Genomic DNA, 19,464 nt, shown 5'->3' with positions numbered 1-19,464 from the left:
TCGCCAACCCTGTCGGCGTCGCCGGCCCCGTCGGTTCCGGCGACGTCGTGGCCGAGGTGGCCGAGACGGAAATTCACAGTGCCGCGTGCCGTGACTTCGCCCACCACCGTGCCCCTGGACGGCTTCCCGCCAGAGTCGGCTGCTGACCCGGACGTCGCCTTCGACATGTACGGAGTCGCCGACGACAGCAGCTTCACCACACACCGGGTGTCCTTCCGCCTCGGCGACCTGACCGAACTGGCAGTCGGATCGGTTCTGGTCACGGCGATCGGCGAGGAGGCGCAGCAGGTTCTCTCCCTCGAGGAGTTCGCGCACCGAGGGGAGAGCGAATGTTGACGCGCCGGGCGAGGCGGAATCGTTGACGCTATTTCGCATTGCACAGTAGTGTGCAGTGCGTGGACACCACACAGTTACTGAAGGGCGTGCTCGATCTGGCCGTCCTGGCCGTGCTCCGGGAAGAGGACGGCTACGGCTACGACATCCTGCGCCGGCTCCGCGAGGCCGGGCTGGAAGAGGTCGGCGACGCCTCGGTCTACGGCACGCTGCGCCGCCTCTTCGCGGCCGGCCTGCTCACCACCTACGTCGTGCCCAGCGAATCCGGGCCGCACCGCAAGTACTACGCACTCAACGCGGCCGGGCGCGACCAGTTGACCCGCTCCGGCAAGCTCTGGCGCTCGTTCGCCACCACAATGGACAGTCTGCTCGACGATCGGGGGATGGCGGCATGACCGTCACGGAGCAGGAAATCACGGACTATGTCGCGCGGGTCCGAGCGGCGCTGGCCGACCTGCCGCCCACCCAACGCGACGAGCTGACCGAGGATCTCGCCGATCACCTCGCCGAGGTGGCCGCCGAGGCCGACGGCACCCTCGTCGAGCGGCTCGGGGAGCCCGAGACGTACGCCGCCGAGCTGCGCGCCGCGGCCGGCGCACCGGGCGGTGGGCGCAACCTCGACCAGCGGGTCGCCACCGCGGTGGTCCGGGCCCGCAGGCGACTGCGCTCGATCGACTCCCGGCTCGGCCCACCGCTGGGGTACGAGACGGCCAGCGCCTTCCTCCGGCTGCTGCGTCCCGGCTGGTGGGTGCTGCGCGGTTACCTGGCGGCGATGCTGGTCACCATGATCACCACTGGCGGCGAATTCGGGCTGCTGCCCCGGTTCGGTGGAGAGCTGTTCGGCGGCCTGATCATGCTGGTGGGTCTTGTGCTCGCCTCGATCTGGCTCGGTCGCCGCTCCGAGCGGTTGACCCGCTGGCCGCGTTGGGCACTGCACGCCGGCAGCCTGGTGCTCGTGTTCTTCGCGCTCGCCGCGCTGGCCAACGCAGAGGACCGGCTCGGCTACAGCGGCTACTACTACGACCAGACCTCGGTCGACAGCCAGTACAGCCAGGTCCGGGATGTCTTCGTCTACGACAGTGAGGGCCGACTGGTGGAGAACGCCCGGCTCTTCGACCAGAACGGCAACCCGATCCGTCTGGGCTATCCAGACTGCTCCGGCCCCATCGACGCCTACGGCAACCCGCTGCTGCGGCCGTACCCGTACTGCATCGACCAGGCGCCCTTCGGCCCCAGGGCTCCGGGCGCACCGGCGCCGACGGTCCCGCCCGCGCCGCCGACGACAACCCCCACAGTGACGCCCGAGCCGACCGGGACGGCCAGTGGGCCCACGGTGGGCCCGACAGTGACGCCGACCCCCACCCCGACGGGCTGATCAACGATGTGAACTGGATCATGCATAGGAAGCTGGGAAATAGCTGAACGGACGAGGCGAGCGGGACGACGCCGGAAATCAATGATCGTTACGGTGTCGTCTGCTCATCAACCCCTCGGAAGGAACCCCCGTGTCAGAGCAGGTCGCACCGCCCCCCGCGTCCGACGTCGCGCCGCCCCAGCCGGCCGTCGAGACGCCGTCGCCGGTCGAACCGGAGGCGAAGAAGCCCGGTGCAAAGAAGGCCCTCGGCATCATCGGCGCGATCCTCGTGTTCGTCGTCATCGCCGGCCTGAAGTTCGGCGTCGCCAGCGCGATCGGCAACTTCCTGAACAAGGACGAGACCGCCGACGCCAAGGCCGGCGACTGCATCGCCGAGCTGCCCGAGGTCACCGGCACCGAGGAGGAGGAGGTCGACGGCGCCAAGGTCGTCGAGTGCACCTCCACCGACGCGGCGTACAACGTGGTCGGTCGCGTCGACGGGCAGACCGAGGCGCAGGCCAAGGCCGGCACCGCGTGCGACGAGTTCCTCAAGGAGGGCGAGGAGGGGTACGTCTTCTACAGCATCGAGCCGGGCAAGACGGGCTACCTGCTCTGCCTGACCAAGAAGGCCTGACCGGGCGTCAGCAGCCGGGCAGCGGCACCGACGGCGGCGGGGAGCCTTCTCCGCCGCCGTCGGCGTACGTGGAGTCACGACCCGGCGAACGGGAGGTGAATGCCACTGTTCCCGCGTCTTCCCCGGCGGCGGCGCGGCATGGCAGGCTACCGGCACGTAGGACCACTGGGCGACCAGCCAACGATGACTGACCGCTAGGAGGACGGGCCGATGGGCGAGATGGTGAGCTACCGCAGCAACGGGGGCATGAGCGAGGGGTATCTCGCGATACCTGCCAGCGGCGTCGCCAGCCCCGCCGTCATCGTCATCCAGGAGTGGTGGGGCCTGGTCCCGCACATCCGGTCGGTGGCGGACCGGTTCGCCGAGGCCGGCTTCGTCGCCCTCGCCCCGGACTTCTACCACGGTGAGACCACCAGTGAGCCGGACGAGGCGCAGCGGCTGCTGATGGCGATGCGGATGGACGAGGCGGCGAAGGACATCGCCGGCGCGGCCGACTACCTGGCCGGGCGGCCGGAGGTCACCGGCAAGGTAGGGGCGGTGGGCTTCTGCGCCGGCGGCAGCCTGGCTCTCTGGTCGGCAACGCTCTCCGAGCGCATCGTCGCCAGCGTGGGCTTCTACCCCGTGCTGCCCTGGCAGTCGATGCGCCCCGAGTGGGTCGACTACGCCGGCAAGGCCGCCGTCATCCACTGCTCCGAAGAGGACGGCACGTCGGCCGCCGAGGGCGTGCAGACCGCACGCCGGGCCATCGAGGAGGCCGGCGGCACCTGCCACCTCTACGACTACCCGGGCACCTCGCACGCCTTCTTCAACGACGACCGGCCGGAGGCCTTCGACCAGCGTGCCGCGTCCAGCGCCTGGGCCCGCACCCTGGAACTCTTCCGGGCCAAGCTTGGCTGAGTCGCGTACCCCCGATCAGGTGGTCGCCCGCGCCGCGCGGGCGACCGACCTGGCCGATCTGGACGCGGCGGTCAGCGACTGTTTCGCCTGCCCTCGGCTCGTCCGCTGGCGGGAGGAGGTGGCCCGCACACGCCGGGCCGCCTTCCGTGACCAGGAGTACTGGGGCCGGCCGGTCCCGGGCTTCGGCGCCGCCGACGCGCGGATCGCCATCCTCGGGCTGGCGCCCGCCGCGCACGGTGGCAACCGCACCGGCCGCATCTTCACCGGCGACCGATCGGGTGACGTGCTGTTCGCCGCCCTGCACCGGGCCGGGTTGGCCAACCAGCCGACAAGCGTCGCCGCCGACGACGGGCTGGCTCTGCGGGACATCCGCATCTTCTCGGCCGTCCGGTGCGCGCCGCCGGACAACAAGCCCACCCCGGAAGAGCGGGACAATTGCGCGCCCTGGCTGCAGCGCGAGGTCACGCTCATCCGGCCCACCCTGCGCGTCGTGGTCGCGCTGGGCGCGTTCGCCTGGGCAGCGTGGTGGCCGGTGCTGCACCAGGTGTACGGGCAGCGCCCGCCCAGCCCGCGACCGAGGTTCGGCCATGGGGCACACTGGTCCGGCACGGCCGCACCGGAATTGCTCGGCTGCTACCACGTCAGCCAGCAGAACACCTTCACCGGGCGGCTGACACCAGGGATGCTGGACGACGTCTTCGGCCGGGCCAAGCAGCTGGCCGGAGTGGACTGAGAGTGCGTGGGGCGGTGGCCATGACGGACGGAACGCGCCCGCCCACGCCGTACCCCGCCGGCCAGCCCGGGGTGCTGCGCCAGGCGCTCGGCCTGCTCCGCCGATGGTGGCCGGTGGGTGCTGTCGCCGTTCTGCTCGCCGGGGCCGCGCTGGCCTCCGCCCACTCGTCGATCGGGGCCAGCCGGATCCCGCCGGTGGAACAGGTCCCGTGGGTTCCCGAGTACCCGACCGCCGAGCCGCCGCCGTCGATCCCGGTGGAGCCGCGCGAAGCCGGCGAGGCCACCCAGGCGCACATCCCGCAGTGGATCGCCACGGTGGCGCTTGTGCTGCTCGGGCTGGCCATCGCCGCCGTGTTGGGTTACCTCACCTGGATCCTCGTTCGCGGCGCGGTGCGCCGTACCACCCGGGCACTGCCGGCACAGGGTTCCCGGCGTACGGCCGAGGGCACCGCTCGCGAGGTGGTCGCCGCGCTCGACGCCGGCCTGGTGGAGCTGGACGACCAGGACAGCGATCCCCGGGTCGCGGTGATCGCCTGCTGGGTACGCCTGGAGGAGGCCGCCGCCACGGCCGGTGTTCCCCGGCGGCCCGGTGACACCCCCACCGACCTGGTCACCCGGTTGCTGCGCGGCGACCCGTCGGCCGGGGTGCCGGCCATCGTCAGCGCCGACGTCCTGGCCGAGTTCGCGCACGTCTACCGGGAGGCCCGGTACGCCACCCGCCCGGTCGACGAACGCACCCGCGACCAGGCCCGAGCCGCGCTGCGCCGGTTGCGCCACGAACTGGCCGCGGTGGCCCCCAGTCCGCAGGTGGCACCGTGAGCGCGAGGAGTGAGCCGGGTTTGCGAGCCCCGCAGTCGCGAACAAAGGTGGCACCGTGAGCAGCACCAGCATCGACGACCTGCTCGCCTTCGAGGAGGAACCGGCACGGGCCGACCCGCGGTCGCGTGGTGGGAAGGCCCGCCTGGTGCTGCGCTCGCTCGCGATCGCGGCCGCCCTGGTCGCGGTGCTGGTCGCCGGGCTGCGCGCGATCGGCCTCCAGGTCTCCCTGCCCGTGCTGATCGCCGGGGTGCTCGCCGTGCTGGCGGTCCGCCGGGTCACCGGCCTGCTCGCACCGCCACCCCCGCCGCCGCCGGCCGGTCGGATGACGACGGGCGAGGAGGACGGCAGCTACAACTGGGGCTCCCGGGACGCGCTGCGGACCGCGATCAACCGCTGGGAATGGCCGCTCGACTGGTCCACTACCCGACCCGAACGCTTCACCGGAGTCGTCCTGCCCCGGATCGGTGAACTGGCCGACGAGCGGATGCGCCTGAAGCACGGCGTCACCCGCGAGTCGGACCCGGCCCGCTCCCGTGCCCTGCTGGGCGAGCGGCTGTGGACGTTCCTGGAAAACCCGCCCCGCCGCCCCCCGTCGCCGCGCGACCTCGCGGTGATCGTCGCCGAACTGGAGAAGATCTGATGAACGACGTGGACCGGAGCATGCCCGCCGCCGAGGTCGGCCGTCTGGCCCGGGCGGTGCTGGACGCGGTCGGCACCGTCGTGGTCGGCAAGCGGGACGCGTTGGAGCTGGTCCTCGCCGGCATCCTCGCCGGTGGGCACGTCCTCCTGGAGGACCTGCCCGGTCTCGGCAAGACGCTCACCGCGCGTTCCTTCGCCCAGGCGCTGGGGCTGGACTTCCGCCGGCTCCAGTTCACCCCCGACCTGCTCCCTGCCGACGTCACCGGCTCGTTCCTCTACGACCAGCGCAACGGCGACTTCGCCTTCCGTGCCGGCCCGGTCTTCACCAACCTGCTCCTCGCCGACGAGATCAACCGGACGCCCCCGAAGACCCAGTCCGCGCTGCTGGAGGCGATGCAGGAGAAGCAGGTCTCGGTGGAGGGGGTGACCTACAAGCTGGACGAGCCGTTCCACGTGCTGGCCACCGCCAACCCGATCGAGTACGAGGGCACCTATCCGCTGCCCGAGGCGCAGCTGGACCGGTTCCTGCTCCGGGTCTCCTTCGGCTATCCGGAGCACGACGAGGAGTGGGAGGTGCTGCGTCGCCGGATGGGCCGCCGCCGCGAGGAGGCGGAGATCAAGCCGGTGGTCGACGCGGCCACCCTGCGGGCGATGCAGGCCGCACTGGAGGACGTGGTGGTGGAGGACTCGGTCGGCCGCTACATCGTGGCGCTCACCGCGGCCACCCGGGAGCACCCGTCGGTGCTGGTCGGCGCGTCGCCGCGGGGCTCGCTGGCGCTGTTGCTGCTGGCCCGGGTCCGTGCCGTGTTCGGCGGCCGGGACTACGTGGTGCCGGAGGACGTCAAGGAGGTGGCGGCGCCCGCGCTGGCCCACCGGATCACCCTGCGTCCGGAGATGTGGCTGCGGCGGGTCGACCCGGCGTTCGTGGTCGGTGAGGTGCTGGAGGGCACTCCGGCGCCGGCCAGCGGCGCGCTGCCCAGCTACGCCGCCGGCGGGCCCCGGCGCTGATGACCGGACCGACCGTGCCCGCGCCGCGATCCGCCGAGCCGGAGCCGGCCACCGGCTGGGCGCCCACCTGGGCACTCGGCCGGGCGGTGCTGCTCGCCGGCCTGTTGCTGGTGGCGGGGGTGCTGCTGGGGCGGGTCGACCTGATCGTGCTGGCCGCCCCGTTCGCGCTCGGAACCGCGTACGCGCTGCGCCGCCGGCCCTCCGTGCTGCCGCAGGTGTGGATCACCTCTGGCGACGACGGGCCGTTGGTCGAGGGCGGTGAGGTGACGGCGGCGGTGAGCGTCGGCAACCCGGACACGGTCGACTACGACCTGGCGGTGGTGCGGTCCCGGGTCTCGCCGTGGCTGCGGATCGAGCGGGCCGGCTTCGCCCTCGACGGGTCGCTCGACGATGCGACGCCCAGCGGTGGTGGGGCACCGGCCGGTGGCACGGGGCGCTCGGTGGCTGATCGGCCGTTCGTGACATCGGTGCCCAGGGCGACGGTTGTGGACCTCGGCCTGGCCGGCAGAGCCCTGCGCTGGGGTCGGCATCCGGTCGGTCCGGCCGGCGCGCGGGTCGCCACGGCGGGTGGCCTGCTGGTCTCCCGGGCGGTGATCACCGAGCCGGTCCGGGTCCGGGTCTATCCGCGAACCGAGCCGTTCGAGGCGGTGGAGGCGATGCCCCGAGCCGCCGGCCTGGTCGGGGCGCACCATTCTCGCCGGCCCGGCGAGGGCGGCGAGCTGGCCGGCGTACGGATCTTCGCGCCCGGCGACCGGTTGCGTCGCATCGACTGGCGGGTGTCGCTGCGCGCCCGGCAACTGCACGTGGCGGCCACCCTCTCCGACCGGGACGCCGAGGTGGTGGTGCTGCTCGACGTGCTCGCCGAGGCAGGCCGCTCGGGCGGGGTTGGCGGCGCCGCCTCGGTGCTGGACACCACAGTGCGGGCCACCGCCGCGATCGCCGAGCACTACCTGCACCGGGGCGACCGGGTCTCGCTGCTGGAGTACGGGCCGGCGGCGCGGCGGCTGCGTCCGGCCGCCGGTCGCCGGCAGTACCTGACCGTGCTGGAGTGGCTGCTCGACGTACGCGCCCAGGCCTCCCAGCACGAGCCGTACGACCAGGTGTTCGGCCCGCAGTTGCTCTCCTCGGACGCGCTGGTCGTGGTGCTCACCCCACTGCTGGACGAGCGGTCGGCGCAGATGCTGGCCCGGCTGGCCCGCGCCGGACGGTTCGTGGTGGCCGTCGACACGCTGCCGACCGACCTGACGCCTCCGAGGGACCGGGGCTGGGCCGAGGTGGCGTACCGGCTGTGGCGGCTGGACCGGGAAGTCATGATCGGCCAGCTCCGGGAGCACGGCGTGCCCGTGGTGCGCTGGGCGGGTGCCGGCAGCCTCGACCAGGTGCTGCGGGATGTGGCGCGGCTGGCGCTGGCCCCGAGGGTTGGCGCCCGATGAGTGCCGTCGCGAACGAAAGCGGCCCGATGGGCGCGGCCGCGAACGAGGGTGGGCATAGATGATCGACGCCGTCACCGGGCGGGTCAGGGCGGCCCAGGACGCCTTCGCCCGGATCAGCGCCGCCCCGCTCATGGTTCGGGCCGGGATCTTCGTCACCGTGCTGGCCGGGTTCGCGCTGGCGTTCCCCGCCGAGGTGCTGTCCGGCCGGCCGCTCGGCTTCCTGGCGGTGGCCGCGCTGCTGCCCGCGGTGGGTCCGCGCCGGGTCTGGCCGACCTTCGCGGCGCTGGTCATGGTCGGCGGCTGGCTACTCGCCACCGACGGTTACGGCCGGCCGGTGGCGCTCTGGCGGCTGCTCGCCCTCGCCGCGCTGCTCTATCTGGGGCACACCCTCTGCGCGTTGGCCGCGCTGCTGCCCTACGACGCGGTGGTGGACCCGGAGCTGATCACCCGCTGGCTGCTGCGGGCGGCCGCGGTGCTGCTGGGTACCGCCGTGCTGGGGGTGCTGCTGTTGCAGGTCGCGGGCATGGGTGGGGAGAGCGGCCACCAGTGGGTCACAGTGCTCGGGTTGCTCCTGGCGGTGGGGACAGCCGCGTTGCTGGGTTGGCTCCTGCGCCGCAGGTAGTTGTGGGTCGAGCGGGGTTACCCAGGTCACAGGGGTTGTGTTCCGTCACAGATCGGGGCCGCGAGCGGGATTACCTGAGCCGGCGGGGGAAAGATAGATGACGTGAATCCGAAGCGGATCCTTGTGGTGGGTGCCGGGCACGTCGGTCTCTATGCCGCCCTGCGCCTGTCGAAGAAGCTCAGCGCCCGTGAGGCTGAGGTCATCGTGGTGGACCCCCAGCCGCACATGACGTACCAGCCGTTCCTGCCCGAGGCCGCGGCCGGCAACATCTCCCCCCGGCACGCCGTGGTGCCTCTGCGGCGGGAGTTGCAGCGGTGCACGGTGGTGGCGGGCACGGTCACCCGTGTCGAGCACGACCGCAAGGTGGCGACCGTGCAGCCGATCATCGGCCCGCCCCGGGAGATCGCGTACGACCACGTGGTCGTGGCCCCGGGCTCGGTATCCCGGACGCTGCCGATCCCCGGCCTGCACGAGCACGGCATCGGCTTCAAGACCATCGGCGAGGCGATCTACCTTCGCAACCACGTGCTGGATCGGCTGGACGTGGCGGCAGTCACCCCCGACCCGGAGGTCCGCCGGTCGGCGCTGACCTTCACCTTCGTCGGTGGTGGCTACGCCGGCATCGAGGCGCTCGCCGAGATGGAGGACATGGCCCGCGACGCCCTGCGCTACTACCCGGAGCTGAAGCCCGAGGAGATGCGGTGGGTGCTCGTCGAGGCCACCCAGCGGGTGCTGCCCGAGGTGGACCGGGACATGGGCGCCTACACGGTGCAGCAGCTGCTCAAGCGGAACATGGACATCCGGCTGGACACCCGGCTGGAGTCCTGCGTCGACGGGGTGGTCAAGCTCTCCGACGGTGACAGCTTCCGCTCCGACACCATCGTCTGGACGGCCGGCGTGAAGCCGTCGCCGATGCTGGACGCCACCGACTTCCCGCGCGACGACCGCCGGCGGGTCACCTGCCTGCCCACCCTCCAGGTGGTCGACGGTGACCGGGTGGTCGAGGGCGCGTGGAGCGCCGGCGACTGCTCGGCGGTGCCCGACCTGACCAAGGAGCCGGGCAACTTCTGCTCGCCGAGCGCCCAGCACGCGGTGCGTCAGGCCGCCCTGATGGCCGACAACATCGCGGCGGTGATCCGGGGCCGCGAGCCGGTCAACTACAAGCACAAGCACGTCGGCAGCGTGGCCAGCCTCGGCCTGCACAAGGGCGTCGCCCAGGTGTACGGCGTGAAGATGACGGGCTGGCCGGCCTGGTTCATGCACCGGACGTACCACATGAGCCGGATCCCGTCGTTCAACCGCAAGGTACGGGTGGTGGTGGACTGGTCGCTGGCGTTCTTCCTCAAGCGTGAGGTGGTCGCCCTGGGCCAGCTGCACGACCCGCGCGAGGAGTTCGTCGAGGCGTCCCAGCCGGTCGGCGCCCCCCGCGTCTGACCAAGCTGTAAGCAGGGGCCCCTTCTTATCGTTTCCGGTAGAGGAGGGGCCCCTTCTTAACGCCCGCGCACGTCGCGGGGGCGCTGGTGGCTCAGACCCGCCAGGTCCAGGCGTCGGCGATCCGGGTGGCCGGGCCGTAGAGCTGCTCCAGGGTCGCGCGCAGGCTCTCCACGTGTGGGGCGTCGTCCGCCAGTGCCACACAGGAGGCACCCCAGAAGTCCGCGTCCCGGGCGGCCTGCCGGCGCTGCTCGTCGCCGATGGCCGGCTGGTCGCCGCGCCGCGCGACGTCGGCCAGCAGGGCTGAGGTGGGCTGCTTGAAGGTGCCCATCGCCGCGGTCCCGCCGCGCCCGTACGGGCCGATGAAGAACCCCTCGGGCAGGCCGAAGCCCGCGTCGGCGGCGGCTGCCCAGCGCATCGGCCATGGTTCCTTGGGCGTGGGCAGCGGTACCGGGACCAGCACCCCGCCGGGCTGGACGCACTGCCGCCAGTGCCCGCCGGTGACGAATTCCGGCACGGCGGGCCGTTCGGCCGTCGGCAGCGGGGTCGGGAAGATCGGCAGCAACGCCGCGACGACGGCCAGTGGCACCAGCCGCCGCGCCCGACCGGTGCTCCGCAGGGCCTTGTCGAGCGCCAGCACCAACAGCGTCGCGATGATCGGGAGCAGTGCCAGGCCGAACCGCATCGGCAGCGCGCCGTCCACCACCGGCAGCCCGGCCAGCAGGGCGTACGGGCCGGGCAGCGCGGTCCTGGTGCCGCCGAGCACCACCTCCGGTCCGAGCGAGAGCGCCCCCATCACCAGCGCCGCGACCACGCAGGCGAGCACCAGCCGGCGTCGCCCCGCCCAGATCCAGATCGCACAGGCGGCGGTGACCAGCAGCAGCGGCCAGCCGAGGAAGGTGTTGTACTCGGCCGGGCCGGTGGTCAGCCGGGCGGACTCGTCGCTGCCGGCCACCGACAGCGGGGAGACGGTCCACCAACTGCTCAGGTCGGCGGAGAAGTAGGCCGGACTGAACATTCCGTCGGCGACGCCCTGCGGCCCGGCGAACTGGAACCACAGCGGATATCCGAGCACCAGCAGAGCCAGCCCGGCGGCGACCGCCAGCCCGCCGCCGAAGGTGGGCAGCGCCCGGCGGGCCAGGTCCCGGTCCGCCACGGCGTAGCTGACCGCCATCACCAGCAGCGTGACGGCGGCGAGGAAGAGCACCTCCTCGCCGATGAAGACCTGCGCGGTGACCGCCGCGGCCAGCCCGACCGCGGAGCTGAGGATGCGCCGCCGGTCCGGTCCGGCGGGCAGGGCGCGGTTGGGCCCGGCGCTGGTGGCGGGCGGGGTGGGCGCCTGGTCGGACGCCCGCAGCAGCCGGAGCACCAGCCAGACGATCACCGGCACCAGCCACTGGGCGGTCATGTGCAGATGGCTGTTGGTCTGCGAGATCATGCCGGGGCCGAACCCGCACAGCCCTCCGCCGAGGGCGGCGGCGAGCCGGCGGGCGCGCATCACCCGGTGGAACAGCAGGTACCAGGCGACGGCGGTGCCGGCCAGGTTGGCCGCGGCGAGCAGCGCGAAGGTGACCGGGGCGCCGAGCAGCAGGGTGATCGGCGCGAAGACGATGCCGAGCGCGATGACAGTGGTGTTGGTCATCAGGTTGACCCCGTCGGGGGCGTTGAGCCGGTCGGTGAGCAGGCTGAAGTCACCGAGCAGCGCTCGCGCGTCGACCGCGAGGAACCACTCGTAGAGGGTCTGGTCCTCGGGGTTCAGCGCCAGCATCCGGCCGGCCGGGTCCGGCCACAGTCCGTGGGTGAGCCAACCGGCCACCACCGTGCAGATCAGCGCGACGAGCAGGTCCGCCCGGTGCCGGCGGACGGCGGTCAGCAGCCGGACGGCCCAGGCTTGGCGGTTGACCTGATCGGCGAGGCGGAAGGCCTGCTCAGGGGCGGCGTCGGGGGCCGTGGGGGCTGCGCTGCTCACGGCATCGACCCTAATGCGGGCAGCCCGGCGGGGTACGCCGGGTCGCCGCGAACCGGCTACGGTGACACTGCACCGTGCGTGTCGGCGCGCCGGTGCCACCCGCCCGGGTGGTGGAACGGCAGACACGGCCGCCTTAAAAGCGGCTGCCGAAAGGCGTGCGGGTTCGACCCCCGCCCCGGGCACCGGCGGGCTGAACGCATTCTCATTCGTGATCACCAGGAGTTGGTCGGGCCGTTTACTCTTGGAGGGCACGTTCACGTGCAAACGACCCCCTGAGGGAGGCCAGACAGTGAAGACCTCGAACCCGGTGCTCGCCCGGCTCGGCCAGGCGGCCGAGCGGGAGCGTTCCGCCGGGTACGCCCCGACCGGGCCGTACGGACAGCCCGGCATTCCGCAGCAGTACCCGTCCCAGGCCGGTTACCCGGTCGCGCCGCCGACCGTGGCGCCCATGACCGTCGACGACGTGGTGGTCAAGACCGTCGCCCTGCTCGGCATCCTCGGCGTCTCCGCCGCGGCCGCCTGGGTGCTCGTGCCCGACGCGCTGGTCGGCGCCGCCTGGATCGGCGCGGCGGTCGTCGGCCTGGTGCTCGGCCTGATCATCTCGTTCTCCCGGATGGCCAACCCGGCGCTGGTCATCACGTACGCGGTCGTCGAGGGCGTCTTCGTCGGCATGGTCAGCAAGGCGTTCGAGACGGCGTACGACGGCATCGTGCTCCAGGCCGCCGCGGCCAGCTTCGGCATCTTCTTCCTGATGGCGATGCTCTACCGGGCGAAGGTCATCCGAGCCACCCCGGTCTTCGTCAAGGGCATGATCGCGGTGATGACCGGTCTCTTCGCGGTCATGCTGATCAACCTGGTGCTGGCGCTGTTCGGCGTCAACACCGGCCTGCGCGACGGCAGCCCGCTGGCGATCGGGTTCAGCCTGGTGTGCATCGTGGTCGCCTCGCTGAGCTTCGTGCTCAGCTTCAAGGAGATCGAGGACGGCGTCCGGATGGGCCTGCCGCAGCGCTACTCCTGGACGGCCGCCTTCGGCATCCTGGTCAGCCTCGTGTGGCTCTACATCGAGATCCTCCGGCTGCTGAGCTACTTCCAGGGCGACGACTGATCTCGTCCGTGCCCCTGACCGGCGCCCGCCCCCGCTCCCGGGGGCGGGCGCCGTCGTCTTCGTGGGCCGTGCCGTTTACCCGCCGCCGCCGGTCCGCCCGGGGCAGAGTGACTGCGAGGGCGTGGCAAAGCCCCGGCCGGCCAGGGGCTTGACACAAGCCCTGGGGGTACGCGGCGAAGGAGGCGGCGGTGCGCAGCAACAACCCGGTGCTCAACCGGCTGGACGAGACCGGCCGGTTGGAAGCCCGGGTGCTCGGCGCCCGTGACGTCGAGCCGATGACCGTCGACGACGTGGTGGTCCGCACTGTCGGGTTGCTGCTGCTCACCGGCGCGGCGGCGGCGGTTTCCTGGGCGGTGGTGCCGGAGGCGGCCTGGGTGCCCGCCGCGCTGGCCGGCAGCGCTCTCGCGTCGATCGTGCTGGTCCTGGTCATCTCGCTGCGCGGGATCACCAACCCGGTGCCGATCGTCGGCTACGCACTGCTCCAGGGGCTGCTGCTGGGGGTGGCCAGCCGTGCCTTCGAGCTGGTCTATCCGGGCATCGTGGTGCAGGCGGTGGCCGGCACCTTCGGCGTCTTCCTCGGCATGGCGGCGCTCTACCGCGCTCGGATCATCCGGGCGACGCCCCGGCTGGCCCGCCTGGTGATCGGCACGCTGCTCGGCATCGCCGTGCTCAGCGTTGTCAACCTGGTGTCGTACCTGATCTCGGGGCGGCCGGGGCTCGCGGTCTACAGCGTCGGTGCGGAGGTGGGCTGGCTGCCGTACGCCTTCTCGGTCGTGGCCATCGTCGCCGGCGCGCTCAGCTTCATCCTCGACTTCGACCTCGTCGAGCGCTCGGTGCGCGACGGCCGACCCCGCCGGTACGCGTGGCTGAGCGCGTTCGGCCTGCTCACCGGCCTGGTCTTTCTGTACTGGCAGCTGCTTCGGCTGCTCAGCTACCTGCGCCGCTGACGGCCGGCGTCACTCGCCCGGCACCGGCCGTAGACTCGGCGGCGATGAGCGCAGCGGAGTTGGACCAGGCAGTGCGGCTGCTGGTCCGTCAGGTCGGGCACTGGGAGCAGCCTCGCTGGGCGGCGGTGGCGACCACCGGCAACATGTCCCGCGCGGACCTGGTGCACCGGCTCGTGCAGGAGATCGCAAATCTGGCCGCCGACGCTGAGGGTGAACCCCGCCGGGTGGTGCCCCGGTTGGACAACGACCTGGCCCTGCCCGACCAGGTGCGGGTGGTGGCGGCGGACCTGGTCGCCGCCGGGCCGGGTGCCGAGGTGTTGGCGCGGGCCGCCGCCGAGGTGACGGCGACCCGCAGCGCGCTGTGAGAGACGGTCGGCTCAGCTGAGCCGTTCCAGCACCATGGCCATGCCCTGACCGCCGCCGACGCACATGGTCTCCAGGCCGATGGTCTTGTCGTGCCACTCGAGTGCGTTGAGCAGGGTGCCGGTGATCCGGGCGCCGGTCATGCCGAACGGGTGGCCGACTGCGATCGCGCCGCCCATCACGTTCAGCTTCTCCTCCGGGATGCCCAACTCCCGGTAGGAGGGGATGACCTGCGCGGCGAACGCCTCGTTGATCTCGACCAGGTCGACGTCGTCGATGGTCATGCCGGCCCGGCGCAGCGCCTGCCGGGACGCCTCGACCGGACCGAGACCCATGATTTCCGGCGACAACGCGGTCACGCCGGTGGAGACGATCCGGGCGAGCGGGGTCAGCCCGAGCTCCTCGGCCCGCTGCGCGCTCATCACCACCACTGCGGCGGCGCCGTCGTTGAGCGGACAGCAGTTGCCGGCGGTGATCCGGCCGTCCGGACGGAACACCGGCTTCAGGCCGGTCACGCCCTCCAGGGTGACCCCGGCCCGGGGGCCGTCGTCGGTGTTCACCACCGTGCCGTCCGGCGTGGTGACCGGGGTGATCTCCCGGGCCCAGAAACCGTCGGCGATGGCCTTCTCGGCGAGGTTCTGGCTGCGGACGCCGAACGCGTCCATGTCGGCGCGGCTGACGTCGTACACCTGGGCCAGGTTCTCCGCGGTCTGCCCCATGGTCAGGTAGATGTCCGGCAGCTCGCCGGACTCGCGCGGGTCGGCCCACACCTCGGCACCGCCCTGCGCGCGGCGCTTGGAGCGCTCGCCGGCCGCCGCGAAGCGCGGGTTCTCCCAGCTGCCGCCGACCAGAGCCTGCGCCTCCGGGGGCAGGCCGTCGGAGCTGCCCCGAGCGTACCGGGAGACCATCTCCACGCCGGCGGAGACGAACACGTCACCCTCGCCGGCCCGGATCGCGTGCATGGCCATCCGGGTGGTCTGCAGGGAGGAGGCGCAGTAGCGGGTCAGCGTGGCGCCGGGCACGGTGTCCAGCCCGAGCAGGGTGGACACCACGCGGGCCATGTTGAAGCCCTGCTCGCCACCGGGCAGGCCGCACCCGAGGTAGAGATCGTCGATCGTGGTCGGGTCGAGCTGGGGGATCTTGTCCAGGGCTGCCTGGACGATGGTCGCGGCGAGGTCGTCCGAGCGGACGTCGCGCAGGGACCCCTTGTGCGCCCGGCCGATGGGGGAGCGGGCGGTGGCGACGATGACGGCGTCGCGGGACGACTCAATCGGCATGGACCCACGTTAACCCGCCGGTAACTTGGCGCGGAAGAAGCCGGCCCGGCGGGAAATGTCACCCCGAGCCGGGTCGATCTAGCGCCGGGAGGCGACCGCCGCAGCGGTCGCGACGGCGGGGAGCAGGGCGTGCGCCCACACCCGGTAGCCGTCGGCGGAGGGATGGAAGCCGTCGTGGCAGAGCGTCCCCGCGTCGGCCCGGAACACCGGCCCGGTCTCGGTGGCCAGATCGACCACCGCGCCGCCGGCATCGAGCACGGCCGTCGTCTGGGCGCGGGCAACGCGGCGCCCGGACCAGCCGACCAGTTGGCGCAACGGGGGCGCGATGGCCCGTACGGCGCCGAGGTCGGGGCAGGTGCCCACCACCACCTCGACCCGCGCCTCGCGCAGCCGGTGCACCGCCGCACCGAGGTACGCCGCCGCGTCGGCGGGCCGGCGCAGCCCGGTGGCGTCGTTCGCCCCGATCAGGATCAGCGCCACGTCGGGCCGCTCGCCGAGCAGTGCCCGCGCCACCTGGGTGGTCAGGTCCGTCGAGCGGGACCCGGAGACGCCGACGCTGGACAGGTGCACCCGCCGCCCGGCCGGGCCCTCGGCGAGCAGGTTGGCCAACTGCCCGCCGATGGTGTCCTCGAGTCGGTCCACGCCCACGCCCAACGCCGACGAGTCGCCGAGCAGCACCAGCCGCAGCGGCGGCGCGCCCGCCCGACCGATCGTGGCCCGCAGCGCCAGCCCCAGCTCCGGCTGGGCGTAGCGCCGGTGCCGGGCGACGAACGCCTCGCCGGCCAGGACGGCAGCGCCGCCCACGGTGCCGGCGAGCAGCGAGAGCGCCGCCGCCCGACCCAGTCGGACCGGGAAACCGGCGGTCACGTCCCGCTCGCTGCGCTCGTTCATGCCAGTCCCTCCACTGTCGAGGTGTCCGGGGCGGACCCGCGCTGCGGCACCGCACCGACACCGAAGAACGCCCGGCGGCGCAACTGCGCCCACCGGCCGGCCGGCCCGTGGTCGTGGCCCCGGACCTGGGTGCCGCTGACCTCCGTGCCGGCGTGCCGGGCCGCTTCCTGAGCGGCCTCCGGCAGCGACCGTACGCCCTCGCCCGGTGTCGGTGTGGCCCGTCGTTCCTGCCCCGCGCCGAGCGCGGAGAGCATCGTCGGCAGCAGCGCGGCGGCGGCCACCGCGTACCCCTCGGCGGAGGGATGGAACCGGTCCCAGGCGAACATCCGGTGCGGCTCGGCGGCGAAGCGGGGGCCGAGCAGGTCGCCGAGGGACACCGTCCACCCGCCGGCCTCGACCACGGCGACCGTCTGGGCGGCGGCGAGCTGCCGGCTCCACCGGTGTGCCAGCCAGCGCAACGGTGGCTGGATGGGGCGGATCGCGCCCAGATCGGGGCAGGTGCCGACGACCACCTCGCAACCGGCGTCGCGCAGCGTGCGGACCGCCTCGACCAGGTAGCGCACGGCCAGCCCCCGCGGGGTGCGGTTGGTGATGTCGTTGCCGCCGATCAGGATCACCGCGATGTCGGGCTCGCGCTCCAGCGCCGCCTCCACCTGGTGCCGGAGCACCGCTGAGATGGCCCCGACCACCGCGAAACGGTGCACCCGCACCGGCCGATGCAGCCGTCGGGACAGGCCGGTGGCGAGCAACGCGCCCGGTGTCTCCCGGCGGCGGTGCACCCCGTAGCCGGCCGCCGACGAGTCGCCGAGCACGACCATGGTGAGCGCCGGGCCGGGGAACTTGGCGCCGTAGATCCCGTCGCAGCGCGGCGGTGGCGCCTCGGCCATCGGGATGGTGCGCCGGGCCTGGCGGGCCTGGCCGAGCAGCACCCCGCCGGTCGCGATCGCGGCCGCCGCGGTGGCGCCCGTCCCGATGGCCGCCAGGCGGGCGACCCGCCGGGCCTGCCGCCAGCGCGGATCAACGGGTACGACGGAACCAGCCACCCCCATTCCACGACATTATCTCGCCGGGCCGACACGCCGCTGTCGTCGTGACGGCTCACGGGTGCCTGGAAACCGACGCGACGGGGTACCTGTCGGGGGAGGCCGGCCGACTTGCGCCGACCCGCCACGCTGATCCGGCGGAGAGGAGCGCGACGATGGGGAAGACACTGAAGCGCAGCGCGGCGTTCGCGGCCCTGGCCCGGGCACTGGCGTCCGGGGCACGCGGCGGGCCGTCGCTGGGCGCCCGGTTGGCGGCGCTGCCCCGGATGATCCGCGCCACCGCCCGTGGGCAGTACGACGGGGGCCTCCGGCTGGCCCTGATGACCGCGGCGACGGCGTACATCGTCTCGCCGATCGACCTGCTCCCCGAGATCCCACTGGCGATCTTCGGGCTGGCCGACGACGCGGTCATGATCACCTGGCTGGCCGGGAGCGTCCTCGCCGAGACCGACCGCTTCCTGGAGTGGGAGGCCCGGCGCAGCTCGGTCATCCCCGGGGGGCTGGTGCCCTGACGGCACGTACCCTGGGCGGCGAGGAAACGTCTGCCCGGCCGCCATCGCCGGCGCCGCAACGAAGGGCACACCGTGCAGTACTACGACAACGTCGTCGACATGATCGGCAACACCCCGCTGGTACGTCTGCGTAACGTCACCGAGGGCATCCAGGCCACCGTGCTCGCCAAGGTCGAGTACGTCAACCCGGGCGGTTCGGTGAAGGACCGGATCGCGCTGCGGATGGTGGAGGACGCCGAGGCGGCCGGCCTGCTCAAGCCCGGCGGCACCATCGTCGAGCCGACCAGCGGCAACACCGGTGTCGGGCTGGCCCTGGTGGCCCAGCTCAAGGGCTACCGCTGCGTCTTCGTCTGCCCCGACAAGGTCAGCCAGGACAAGCAGGACGTGCTCCGGGCGTACGGCGCAGAGGTGGTCGTCTGCCCGACCGCCGTCGCCCCCGAGGACCCGCGCTCGTACTACAACGTCTCCGACCGGCTGACCCGGGAGATCCCCGGCGCCTGGAAGCCGAACCAGTACAGCAACCCGGCCAACCCGCGTTCGCACTACGAGACGACCGGCCCCGAGCTGTGGAAGCAGACCGAGGGCGGGCTCACCCACTTCGTGGCGGGCGTCGGCACCGGCGGCACCATCTCCGGCATCGGCCGGTACCTCAAGGAGGCCTCCGAGGGCCGGGTGCGGATCATCGGAGCCGACCCGGAGGGCTCGGTCTACTCCGGCGGCACCGGCCGGCCGTACCTCGTGGAGGGCGTCGGCGAGGACTTCTGGCCGGAGACGTACGACCGGGGCGTCGCCGACGAGATCGTCGAGGTGTCCGACAAGGCGTCCTTCGAGATGACCCGGCGGCTGGCCCGCGAGGAGGGGCTGCTGGTCGGCGGCTCCTGCGGGATGGCGGTGGTCGCCGCGCTGGAGGTGGCTCGCCGGGCCGGACCGGACGACGTGGTGGTCGTGCTGCTGCCGGACGGTGGCCGGGGCTACCTTTCCAAGATCTTCAACGACTCGTGGATGGCCCGCTACGGCTTCCTCGACAACTCCGGCACCGAGCCGACGGTGGCCGACGCGCTGGCGAGCAAGCCGGGCGGGCTGCCCGAGTTGGTGCACGTGCACCCGACCGAGACGGTCCGCGACGCGATCGACTACATGCGCGAGTACGGCGTCTCGCAGCTGCCGGTGCTCAAGGCCGAGCCGCCGGTGGTGACCGGCGAGGTCGCCGGCTCCATCGCCGAGCGGGACCTGCTCGACGCGCTGTTCACCGGTCAGGCGCACCTGCACGACACCATCGAGCGGCACATGGGCGACCCGCTGCCGATGATCGGTGGCGGCCAGCCGGTCAGCGAGGCCGTCGGCCTGTTGGAGAAGTCCGACGCCGCCCTGGTCCTCGTCGACGGCAAGCCCAAGGGCGTCCTCACCCGCCAGGACCTCCTGTCCCACCTCGGCGCCCACTGAGCGGTAAGGAAG

General features: G+C 72.8%; 21 protein-coding genes and 1 tRNA gene. 18 read left to right on the top strand and 4 right to left on the bottom strand.

From position 1 onward, the window contains the following. Positions 1–90: 90 nt before the first annotated feature. From GA0070607_RS08400 to GA0070607_RS08345, 12 genes are all read left to right on the top strand, one after another. On the top strand, positions 91–336 hold the full coding sequence (locus GA0070607_RS08400; RefSeq protein WP_157743110.1) for a hypothetical protein: 246 nt from the start codon (positions 91–93) through the stop codon (positions 334–336). A 59-nt stretch (positions 337–395) separates the two neighbouring features. Next, positions 396–728, top strand: a complete 333-nt coding sequence (locus GA0070607_RS08395; RefSeq protein ID WP_089017691.1) for a PadR family transcriptional regulator — start codon at positions 396–398, stop codon at positions 726–728. Further along, on the top strand, positions 725–1,708 hold the full coding sequence (locus GA0070607_RS08390; RefSeq protein WP_089017690.1) for an HAAS signaling domain-containing protein: 984 nt from the start codon (positions 725–727) through the stop codon (positions 1,706–1,708). The genes GA0070607_RS08395 and GA0070607_RS08390 overlap by 4 nt, the downstream gene beginning before the upstream one ends. Positions 1,709–1,838: 130 nt before the next feature. Continuing rightward, positions 1,839–2,321: an LppU/SCO3897 family protein gene (locus tag GA0070607_RS08385; RefSeq protein ID WP_231930912.1), complete on the top strand. Its 483-nt coding sequence runs from the start codon at positions 1,839–1,841 to the stop codon at positions 2,319–2,321. A gap of 210 nt (positions 2,322–2,531) precedes the next feature. Continuing rightward, entirely contained in the window at positions 2,532–3,218 is a 687-nt protein-coding gene (locus GA0070607_RS08380; RefSeq protein ID WP_089017689.1) for a dienelactone hydrolase family protein, read from the top strand. After that, entirely contained in the window at positions 3,211–3,951 is a 741-nt protein-coding gene (locus tag GA0070607_RS08375; protein ID WP_408630872.1) for a uracil-DNA glycosylase, read from the top strand. Before GA0070607_RS08380 ends, GA0070607_RS08375 begins: the two co-directional genes overlap by 8 nt. Before the next feature lie 20 nt (positions 3,952–3,971). Further along, positions 3,972–4,769 (top strand): DUF4129 domain-containing protein, encoded by a 798-nt coding sequence (locus GA0070607_RS08370; RefSeq protein ID WP_089021721.1) that lies wholly within the window; start codon positions 3,972–3,974, stop codon positions 4,767–4,769. Between the two features lie 55 nt (positions 4,770–4,824). After that, the gene (locus GA0070607_RS08365; RefSeq protein WP_089017687.1) at positions 4,825–5,409 is read left to right on the top strand and encodes a hypothetical protein; all 585 of its coding nucleotides are present in this window, start codon (positions 4,825–4,827) and stop codon (positions 5,407–5,409) included. Then, complete coding sequence (locus GA0070607_RS08360) at positions 5,409–6,416, top strand: AAA family ATPase (protein WP_089017686.1); 1,008 nt, start codon at positions 5,409–5,411, stop codon at positions 6,414–6,416. The genes GA0070607_RS08365 and GA0070607_RS08360 overlap by 1 nt, the downstream gene beginning before the upstream one ends. Beyond that, the gene (locus GA0070607_RS08355) at positions 6,416–7,849 is read left to right on the top strand and encodes a DUF58 domain-containing protein (RefSeq protein ID WP_089017685.1); all 1,434 of its coding nucleotides are present in this window, start codon (positions 6,416–6,418) and stop codon (positions 7,847–7,849) included. Before GA0070607_RS08360 ends, GA0070607_RS08355 begins: the two co-directional genes overlap by 1 nt. 61 nt (positions 7,850–7,910) lie before the next feature. Then, positions 7,911–8,471: a hypothetical protein gene (locus GA0070607_RS08350; protein ID WP_408630899.1), complete on the top strand. Its 561-nt coding sequence runs from the start codon at positions 7,911–7,913 to the stop codon at positions 8,469–8,471. 102 nt (positions 8,472–8,573) lie between these two features. Next, on the top strand, positions 8,574–9,905 hold the full coding sequence (locus tag GA0070607_RS08345; protein ID WP_089017683.1) for an NAD(P)/FAD-dependent oxidoreductase: 1,332 nt from the start codon (positions 8,574–8,576) through the stop codon (positions 9,903–9,905). Between the two features lie 91 nt (positions 9,906–9,996). Here GA0070607_RS08345 and GA0070607_RS08340 read toward each other — a convergent pair whose 3' ends face one another. Then, positions 9,997–11,871: a hypothetical protein gene (locus GA0070607_RS08340; RefSeq protein ID WP_089017682.1), complete on the bottom strand. Its 1,875-nt coding sequence runs from the start codon at positions 11,869–11,871 to the stop codon at positions 9,997–9,999. 101 nt (positions 11,872–11,972) lie between these two features. Between GA0070607_RS08340 and GA0070607_RS08335 the strand changes: the two genes are divergently transcribed. The 4 genes from GA0070607_RS08335 (at position 11,973) to GA0070607_RS08320 (ending at position 14,288) form a co-directional block, all read left to right on the top strand. Next, positions 11,973–12,053 (top strand) — tRNA-Leu (locus GA0070607_RS08335). Positions 12,054–12,160: 107 nt separating this feature from the next. Next, positions 12,161–12,976, top strand: coding sequence for a Bax inhibitor-1/YccA family protein (locus GA0070607_RS08330; protein WP_089017681.1), 816 nt, complete (start codon positions 12,161–12,163; stop codon positions 12,974–12,976). Positions 12,977–13,164: 188 nt separating this feature from the next. Beyond that, entirely contained in the window at positions 13,165–13,923 is a 759-nt protein-coding gene (locus GA0070607_RS08325; protein ID WP_089017680.1) for a Bax inhibitor-1/YccA family protein, read from the top strand. A 44-nt stretch (positions 13,924–13,967) separates the two neighbouring features. Further along, positions 13,968–14,288, top strand: coding sequence for a hypothetical protein (locus GA0070607_RS08320; protein WP_089017679.1), 321 nt, complete (start codon positions 13,968–13,970; stop codon positions 14,286–14,288). A 12-nt stretch (positions 14,289–14,300) separates the two neighbouring features. Here the strand turns inward: GA0070607_RS08320 and GA0070607_RS08315 are convergent, their stop codons facing one another. From GA0070607_RS08315 to GA0070607_RS08305, 3 genes are all read right to left on the bottom strand, one after another. Beyond that, a complete protein-coding gene (locus GA0070607_RS08315) occupies positions 14,301–15,563 on the bottom strand; it encodes an acetyl-CoA C-acetyltransferase (RefSeq protein WP_089017678.1) in 1,263 nt (420 codons plus the stop codon). Positions 15,564–15,641: 78 nt separating this feature from the next. Then, positions 15,642–16,454 (bottom strand): SGNH/GDSL hydrolase family protein, encoded by an 813-nt coding sequence (locus GA0070607_RS08310; protein WP_089017677.1) that lies wholly within the window; start codon positions 16,452–16,454, stop codon positions 15,642–15,644. Further along, positions 16,451–17,503, bottom strand: a complete 1,053-nt coding sequence (locus GA0070607_RS08305) for an SGNH/GDSL hydrolase family protein (RefSeq protein ID WP_089017676.1) — start codon at positions 17,501–17,503, stop codon at positions 16,451–16,453. The genes GA0070607_RS08310 and GA0070607_RS08305 overlap by 4 nt, the downstream gene beginning before the upstream one ends. A gap of 149 nt (positions 17,504–17,652) precedes the next feature. Here GA0070607_RS08305 and GA0070607_RS08300 point away from each other — a divergent pair, with 149 nt between their 5' ends. Both GA0070607_RS08300 and GA0070607_RS08295 read left to right on the top strand, forming a co-directional pair. Continuing rightward, positions 17,653–18,009 carry a YkvA family protein gene (locus tag GA0070607_RS08300; protein WP_089017675.1) on the top strand — a complete coding sequence of 119 codons (357 nt, stop codon included), beginning with the start codon at positions 17,653–17,655 and terminating at the stop codon, positions 18,007–18,009. Positions 18,010–18,081: 72 nt separating this feature from the next. Then, positions 18,082–19,452 carry a cystathionine beta-synthase gene (locus tag GA0070607_RS08295; protein WP_089017674.1) on the top strand — a complete coding sequence of 457 codons (1,371 nt, stop codon included), beginning with the start codon at positions 18,082–18,084 and terminating at the stop codon, positions 19,450–19,452. Positions 19,453–19,464: the final 12 nt, after the last annotated feature.

The sequence above is a fragment of the Micromonospora coriariae genome (genome assembly GCF_900091455.1).
Taxonomy (GTDB): domain Bacteria; phylum Actinomycetota; class Actinomycetes; order Mycobacteriales; family Micromonosporaceae; genus Micromonospora; species Micromonospora coriariae.
The sequence above is the reverse complement of the archived record's forward strand: the minus strand, read 5'-3'. Positions and strand labels throughout refer to the sequence as shown.